The following is a 6,607-nucleotide window of genomic DNA, read 5'->3' on the forward strand; positions in this document are numbered from 1 at the left end:
CGCCCCCTGCCGGGACCGAGTCGAACAGGACGCGGCCGTCGCGGCCGAGCAGCCGCATCTGCTGCCCCTCGGGACGGGACAGCGCGAGGAACTCGTCCAGCAGCCCGGCCGCGCGCAGGGCCTCCTGGCCGGAGCCGGGGTGCAGGTCGAGCGTGCCGCCCTGGTCGCGGGCGGCGGGGGAGGAGTCGAGGTCGTGGACGGTGGCGGCGATGCCGTGCCGCTGGAGGACGCGCGCGCAGGTCAGGCCGCCGGGGCCGGCGCCGATGATCGCGATGCGGGGTGCGGGAGGGGTGGGCATGGCGATGCTCCGTTCGGGTCGGGACTCGCGCGGCGACTCGTGACGGCGACCAGAAGAGCACAACAGCCCAATAAGTGCAACAGCTCAACTTTTGTATCCGTCCAACCGAACGGGTAGAGTGCCCGCATGACCGAGAGCAGCTCCGCCACGCAGAAACACAGCGAGACCGGTGTCCCCGCGGCGCCGATGGGGCGGCGTGAGCGCAAGAAGGCCGCGACCCGCCGGGCCATCGCCGACGCCGCGCTGCGCCTGTTCCTGGAGCGCGGCTACGACGCCGTCGGCATCCGGGAGATCGCCGATGCCGCCGACGTGTCCACCACCACGCTGTTCAAGCACTTCCCGGTCAAGGAGGCGCTCGTCTTCGACGAGGACGCCGAGCAGGAAGCACGTCTGCTCGCCGCCGTACGCGAGCGGCCCCGGGGCCGGTCGATCCCCGCGGCGCTGTGCGAGCACGCGCTGCGCCACCGCCTGGCCGCCGCGGAGGGCGACGCCCGCTTCACCGCGTTCTCCGAGCTGGTGAACAACACCCCTGCCCTGCGCGACTACGGGCAGGGCATGTGGCTGCGCCACACCTCCGCGCTGGCCCGGGTCATCGCCGAGGAGAGCGGCCTGCCCGCGGACGATCCCGCCTGTACCGCCCTGGCCCACTTCGCCCTCGAAGCGCCCCGCGCCGTTCACGGCCACGACGATCCCCGCCAGGCCGTCGTCCGCGCCTTCGAACTGCTGGAGAACGGCTGGCAGGCGCTCGGTTCTGCCGACGGGTGAGGTCGGCTGAGGCGTCCACCGGGGGTGCCGCGGGCTGTGCTGCCGGTCGGTCCGGGGTGTGCCTGGCCGTCGCACTCACGGCCGTACGAGGCCAGTTGTCGCACCCGCCGACGGATGTGCCCGGCTGTCGTGCCCGGCCGGGCGGTCGCCGGTCAAGGTGGCGAACCCGCTGATCCGCGTGGCGCTGCCGCCGGTCGCCGCCGGCCCCGCCCTGGAAGTCCTCGGTCAGCCACAGCGACTGGTCGTAGTGCCGGGCTGCGGGGGGGGGGGGCTTCATACAGGTGCGGTCCTGGCGGAAGAAACGGCCGCACAGTCGAGGGCGGGCCCGTGGTCTCATACGCCACCGCACCTGCCCTGGGCAGCGGATGCCGAGCAGGTGCGGTGCGTTTGGGCCGTGCGCGGAGTGCCGCTTGAACGGCGCACCGGCGTTCGGTGTGCGCGGCCCTACAGGCCGGTGGTGAAGTTCGTGGGGACAGGCGGCGGTGTCGGGATGTAGTGGCGGGCGAGGTTGGCGTCGCGGTTGTGGGGCCCGCGGCGACGGGCCTCCGGGTCGCCGTACTCCTTGACGTCCTGGCGTCCGGACACGACGTCCCGGACACGCGTCACGATTCGGCCGAGCAAGGTCTTCATCGGTGTTCCCCCTGGTGTATGTGGTCTTGTCGAGGAGGATGCACCGGTGGCCGGGGCGGGTTCCAGCGACTTGAGCCGATCTTGAGCCTGGGCCGGTCCTCCAGCGGAGGGCCGGCACTGCATCTTGCCCCTGGCTGCATCGGCGCCCGCGCCGGCCGTGCGCCCTCCGCACGCGTCACGCGGAGCCACCGCGTACGCGGCCGGTCCCGTTCGGCCGGTTACCTCACCCCGGTCAGCGTCGCGTAGACCACGACGTTGCCCAGGTAGCCGGTGCGCTCGGTGTAGCCGCCACCGCAGGTGATCAACCGGAGTTCGGGCCGGCCGGAGCTGCCGTAGACCTTCTCGCTGGGGAACTCCTCCTTGTCGTACAGCTCGACGGCGCGGACGGTGAACACCGCCGTCCGCCCGTCCGCCCGGCTGATCTCGACGGCGGCGCCCTCGGTCAGGGCGCCGAGGTCGTAGAAGACACCCGGGGCGCCGGCGGGGGTGTCCACATGCCCGGTGGCGACGGCGGTTCCCGCCGACCCGGGAGTGGTGCCGTCGCCGTACCAGCCGGCGAGACCCGGTGTCTCCGGCGGGGGAGGCTGGAGCGCTCCCGCCGCATCCAGGCCCACCCGTGTCATCGGGGCGTCCACGCCGATGGCGGCGATCCGGAGCCGGACCGGATCCGCGGGGGGCAGCGGTCGGACCGTGGGACGGGCGGGGTCCGCGGAGGCCACCACGGCCGGGGCCGCCGCCGGCCGTGGTGGCTGCGGGTCGTGCGCTCCGCCGATCAGCAGCAGCGCACCTGCCGTCATGACGCAGCCCAGAAGGAGCACTGGGGGGACGAACGGCTCTCGGGCGGCGCTGGTGTGGTGTCCGGGTGCCATCGAGGTCGGGTCCTGCCGGTGGAGTCGGACGGTTCAGGTTCGGTTGCCGTGCGGGCGGCGGTACATCCAGACCGCACCCCCGGCAGCGGCCATGACGAGCAGCCCACCGCCCAGGGTGAGCCCCGCACCGGTGTGCTCGGCCGGTCCGAAACCGGCGTCGACCGAGCCGTTCGGAGGACGGCCGATGACCCGGTACGTCTCCGTGACCTTGGTCAGCGGCGGACACTTCAGGGTGACCGTGTCGCTGCCCGGCTCGGTCCCTTCCGGGACCTCGAACTGGCCGGTGAGCACCCCTTCCTCGTCGCCTTCGAAGAGGTGGAACTCTCCCGCCAGGTCCGAGAAGCCCTTGCCGTAGTCGGCGTCAGGGTCGCAGGCCCGCGTACTGACCGTGACCGTGGAACCCGGGGAGGCGTTCCACGGCTCGATACTGACATCCGAGTCGTCAGCGGCGGCAGCGGCCGGGGCCTGCAGCGCGAGCGCACCGAGAGCCAGCCCGATCCCCGCACCCATGTGTCTGAAACGCATCCGAATCCTCCAACGGAACAGTGCCCGGCCTGTCTGCGCGGCGCCTCTCCTGTGCTCCGCTCACGAGGCAACCGACAGCCCGTCAGTTCCGCAACCCGACGCCACCCCGAACGGGTCACCCGGTCAGGTGCCGCGACGGCCCCTCTTGATCGCTCACGCAGGTCACCGGCGCCGAGACCGGCAGATACGGATCACCCGGCGCCCTGTCCCCATAACGGTGAACGCCGACGGAGCCGCCGACACCGCCGGCCGGCCCGGAACCGCTGGTCCGGCTGCCCGCCACGGACCGCCTCGGCCCGCCCGGCCGCCGCCGCACCGGCTCGGACCGACGCCGGTGCGCGGGTGTGTTCCCTGTGCGCCACCGCCCACCGGCGCAAAGTGACGAAAGTGCTGCCGGAATGCTCCAGCTCGGCATAGTCTGCGGGAATTACCGCACGTCAGACCGCGGCGGCCTCGAGTGCGGCGGAGGTGCCATGGGTGGGGACCCGTATGTATCGGCAAGGGTTGGCGAACGTGGGGGGACGACGACGTCATCGACGCATCGCGACAGCACGCAGGTGCCGGACCCCTACGGTGACAGGGCCCTGCTGACGCCTGACATGACCAAGGGCTACGACGCCGTACCCGACGCGGAACGGGAGCGGCTGCGGCGCTACCTCGAAGCGGTCGTCGCGGTCCGCCCGGCACCCGTGCACACCACCGTCGCCTTCAACGCCGTGTACTTCGGGTACGACCTCGGCGGCGACGGCTACGGCGGCAGCCCGCTGTGCCCCGACGACTTCCCCGTGATCACCTTCGGCGAGTGCGCTCCCGTGCTTCCGGTCGGTGCCATGGTGTGTGTCGCCACCGGGTCGGACCCGCTCTACGCCGAGATCGTCCACCGGGAGGGCGCCCACCCGGACGTGGGTGCGCTCGGTGACGTACCGGCCTGGGTGTCGGGGGCGCCGGCGGGTGCCGAGGGCCCGGGCAGGCCGGGGAAGGACGCGGCACCCCGGCGCAGGGAGCTGCTGGTCCCGGACCTGGACGCCTTCGGCCCGGCCCTGAGCCTGTCGCCGGCCCAGCTCCACCGTCTCCGCACGCGCCGGCGCTGGATCAACGAGGACGGGCATGTCGTCGTCGACGTCTGCTACCCGTCCCGGGAGGCGGCGCGGCGGGACGACCTGACGGCCTACGCGGAGCATCTCCTGACGACGGCCCGGGAGCAGCTGCTCAGCCCCTTCGTGCCCGTGTCCCTTGCCGCACTGGTGGGCGGCACGCACGACGACGACCTGCGGGCCGGGTTGCTCGGTCTGCTCGACACGGTGCGGGGCGTCCTCCGCTCCAGCGCCGCGTTGCGCACATGGGGCCACTACGCGATGACCCGGGCCTCCCTCGCGGACTGCTGGCGGGACACGGGACCGCTGGGCGGCGACGACCTCAGGTCCCTCGCGGCAGCGGTGGAACACGCGGCCACGCCGGCGAGGCGGCGCTACGGCCTCACCGCCGCGGTCACCACGTACACAGCGGTCGGACCGCGGCTCCGCGGGTTCCCCGGGGCGACGGAACCGCTCAGGGGAGTGGGGTACGCCGCGGCGGTGTGCCGGGCGAACGTGGCGCTCGCCGACGTCGTCCAGGGCGAGAGCGACCAGGGCCTGTTCAAGAACGGCTGCCGGATCACCCTCGACGACGCCTTCGAAGGCGGAGGCGTGTGGCGGTCCCACTATCCCGGCGGCGCGGAGGCACCCGGTGACCCCCTGGCCCCGGCCGGACGCGGCTGGGCCTCGACCGTGCCCGTCCCACCGGAGCCGGAGCCGGAAGAGGAGGTGGATCCGGTTGATCTGCCCCTTGCCGACGATGCCTCCCTCGGCCCCAGCGAACTCCTGCGGAACGACGCGCACGAGATCGTCTGGCGATCGCCCCTGCGACTGTCCCATCTCATCGACGGCTGGTTCCCCCTGCACCCGTACGTCGCACGTGAACTTCGCCGGTCGCACGGCCCGTGCCTCATATCCCGCCTCGTACTCGACCACGTGGGACAGGCCTCGCCGGGGACCGAGGCCGTGCAGCGGGTCACCGCCGAACTCGACGACACCACGGGCCGGTTGACCTCAGTCACCTGGCCCCGCGACTTCTTCCCCGGCCTGATGCTCGAACTGCGCTGGCAGCGCGGCGGCACGGTGATCCGGCTGGCCACCACACGGCTCGAGGAACCGGTGCAGGTCGGCGACCGTGTCATCGGGCATTGCCATGACCCTCGGGTGCTCACCAGGGAGGACGCACCGGGCAGTGACCGCCACGGTGACAGCGCCGCCGGACTCGGTCCGCGGCAGCTGGTGATGCGGACCGTACGCCGCTGCGGGCTGCTCACCCTGGACGGCCACGCCCTGCTGGACCGGTCCGTCCTGCCGACGGCGGTCTACGGGCGCCGACCGGGACGATCCCAGGCCGCCACGCTGGAATCCGCGGTCGCCGAACTGCTCGCGGAACGGCTCCTGGAGCCGGCACTCGGCAGCCGGGACCTCTGGGGCCAACCGCACTACCCGGCGCGCGAGGGGCAGCCGACCATCCCCCTCATCGGCTACCGCCCCGTCCGGCGACGGGTGATACGCCCATGGGGCGGCGCGGAACCGGGCGGCCGGGAGCCGGGTGCCGTCCAGTTCGTCCCCGGTCATCTGCGCCGCCTGCGGCCGGGTTGCTCGCCGAGCGAAGTGCAGCGAGCGGCCTTTCGGGAGCACTGCCGCAGGCTCGGCAAGGCGGACGGCTGGGAACTGCCGTACGGCTACACGTTCGTCACCGAGCACACGCGCGGCCGCTGAAACCACGGCACCTCCGCGCAGGCGCGGACGTGCCCTCCATTTCTGCCGCACCTCCCCGTCCCCGCTCCTCGGCGTCGAGCGAGCCGAACTCCGCACCACCGGACACAGAAAACGGAGTACGCGTACATGCAGGACCGCTACCTGGTCGTCACGGGGCCGCCGTTGTCCCCGCCGAGCGTCTCGGCCGAAGAACTCGAAGGACTGGCCGACGCGCTCAACGCCTTGGAACACCCGGCCGCCGCCGCGCTCAGCGACCTCACGGCCGGAATGGTGGAACTCGCCTTCAATTCCTTGCCGCCCAAGAAACGGCAGCGATTGCTCGGCGGCCTGGGCATCCGCATGGCGGCCCCCCGCCGGGCGGGCAACGCCCTGTGCCGGGACGTGCTCGCCCGGCTCCGGCGCGAGGCCCGGCAGTACGCCTGCACGTGCGGGATCAAGGAACTCACCCTCACCGTGATGGACCAGATCGTCGCCTTCGTCTTCGCGCAGGAGGGCAAGACCGTGTCCGACCCCGTTGACCGGTGGGGTGCGACGCTGGTCCGGGCCACGCTGTTCGCCTGGTGCAACGCCTCCGTCGGCGATGCCCACCTGCTCGCCTGGGCGGCTGACCAGGACTGGTTCGCGGCCACCGGCGACGAGAAGGAGACGGCCCGCCTCGCCGCCGTGGCCGCCGAGGCACGGTCCGTCGTGGCGGCGTACCCGGATTTCGGCGGCGCGGCGGCGGG

Annotated in this window: 7 protein-coding genes; 3 read left to right on the plus strand and 4 right to left on the minus strand. The window is 72.8% G+C overall.

Features of this window, described 5'->3' with window-relative positions:
- A partial coding sequence (locus tag CCN44_RS35340) for an FAD-dependent oxidoreductase (RefSeq protein WP_158103195.1) occupies positions 1 to 298 on the minus strand: 298 nt, incomplete at its 3' end.
- 126 nt (positions 299 to 424) lie between these two features.
- Between CCN44_RS35340 and CCN44_RS35345 the strand changes: the two genes are divergently transcribed.
- Positions 425 to 1,063: a TetR/AcrR family transcriptional regulator gene (locus tag CCN44_RS35345; RefSeq protein WP_086702644.1), complete on the plus strand. Its 639-nt coding sequence runs from the start codon at positions 425 to 427 to the stop codon at positions 1,061 to 1,063.
- A gap of 444 nt (positions 1,064 to 1,507) precedes the next feature.
- Here CCN44_RS35345 and CCN44_RS35350 read toward each other — a convergent pair whose 3' ends face one another.
- The 3 genes from CCN44_RS35350 to CCN44_RS35360 form a co-directional block, all read right to left on the minus strand.
- Positions 1,508 to 1,693 carry a hypothetical protein gene (locus CCN44_RS35350; protein ID WP_059247953.1) on the minus strand — a complete coding sequence of 62 codons (186 nt, stop codon included), beginning with the start codon at positions 1,691 to 1,693 and terminating at the stop codon, positions 1,508 to 1,510.
- Between the two features lie 218 nt (positions 1,694 to 1,911).
- Entirely contained in the window at positions 1,912 to 2,490 is a 579-nt protein-coding gene (locus CCN44_RS35355) for a class F sortase (protein ID WP_059254817.1), read from the minus strand.
- A 105-nt stretch (positions 2,491 to 2,595) separates the two neighbouring features.
- The gene (locus CCN44_RS35360) at positions 2,596 to 3,087 is read right to left on the minus strand and encodes a hypothetical protein (RefSeq protein WP_059247952.1); all 492 of its coding nucleotides are present in this window, start codon (positions 3,085 to 3,087) and stop codon (positions 2,596 to 2,598) included.
- A gap of 557 nt (positions 3,088 to 3,644) precedes the next feature.
- Between CCN44_RS35360 and CCN44_RS35365 the strand changes: the two genes are divergently transcribed.
- Positions 3,645 to 5,882, plus strand: a complete 2,238-nt coding sequence (locus CCN44_RS35365; protein WP_086702647.1) for a hypothetical protein — start codon at positions 3,645 to 3,647, stop codon at positions 5,880 to 5,882.
- A gap of 126 nt (positions 5,883 to 6,008) precedes the next feature.
- Positions 6,009 to 6,607: hypothetical protein (locus CCN44_RS35370; RefSeq protein ID WP_143650199.1), on the plus strand; the 599-nt coding region annotated here is incomplete at its 3' end.

The sequence above is a fragment of the Streptomyces tricolor genome, assembly GCF_002155905.1.
Taxonomy (GTDB): domain Bacteria; phylum Actinomycetota; class Actinomycetes; order Streptomycetales; family Streptomycetaceae; genus Streptomyces; species Streptomyces tricolor.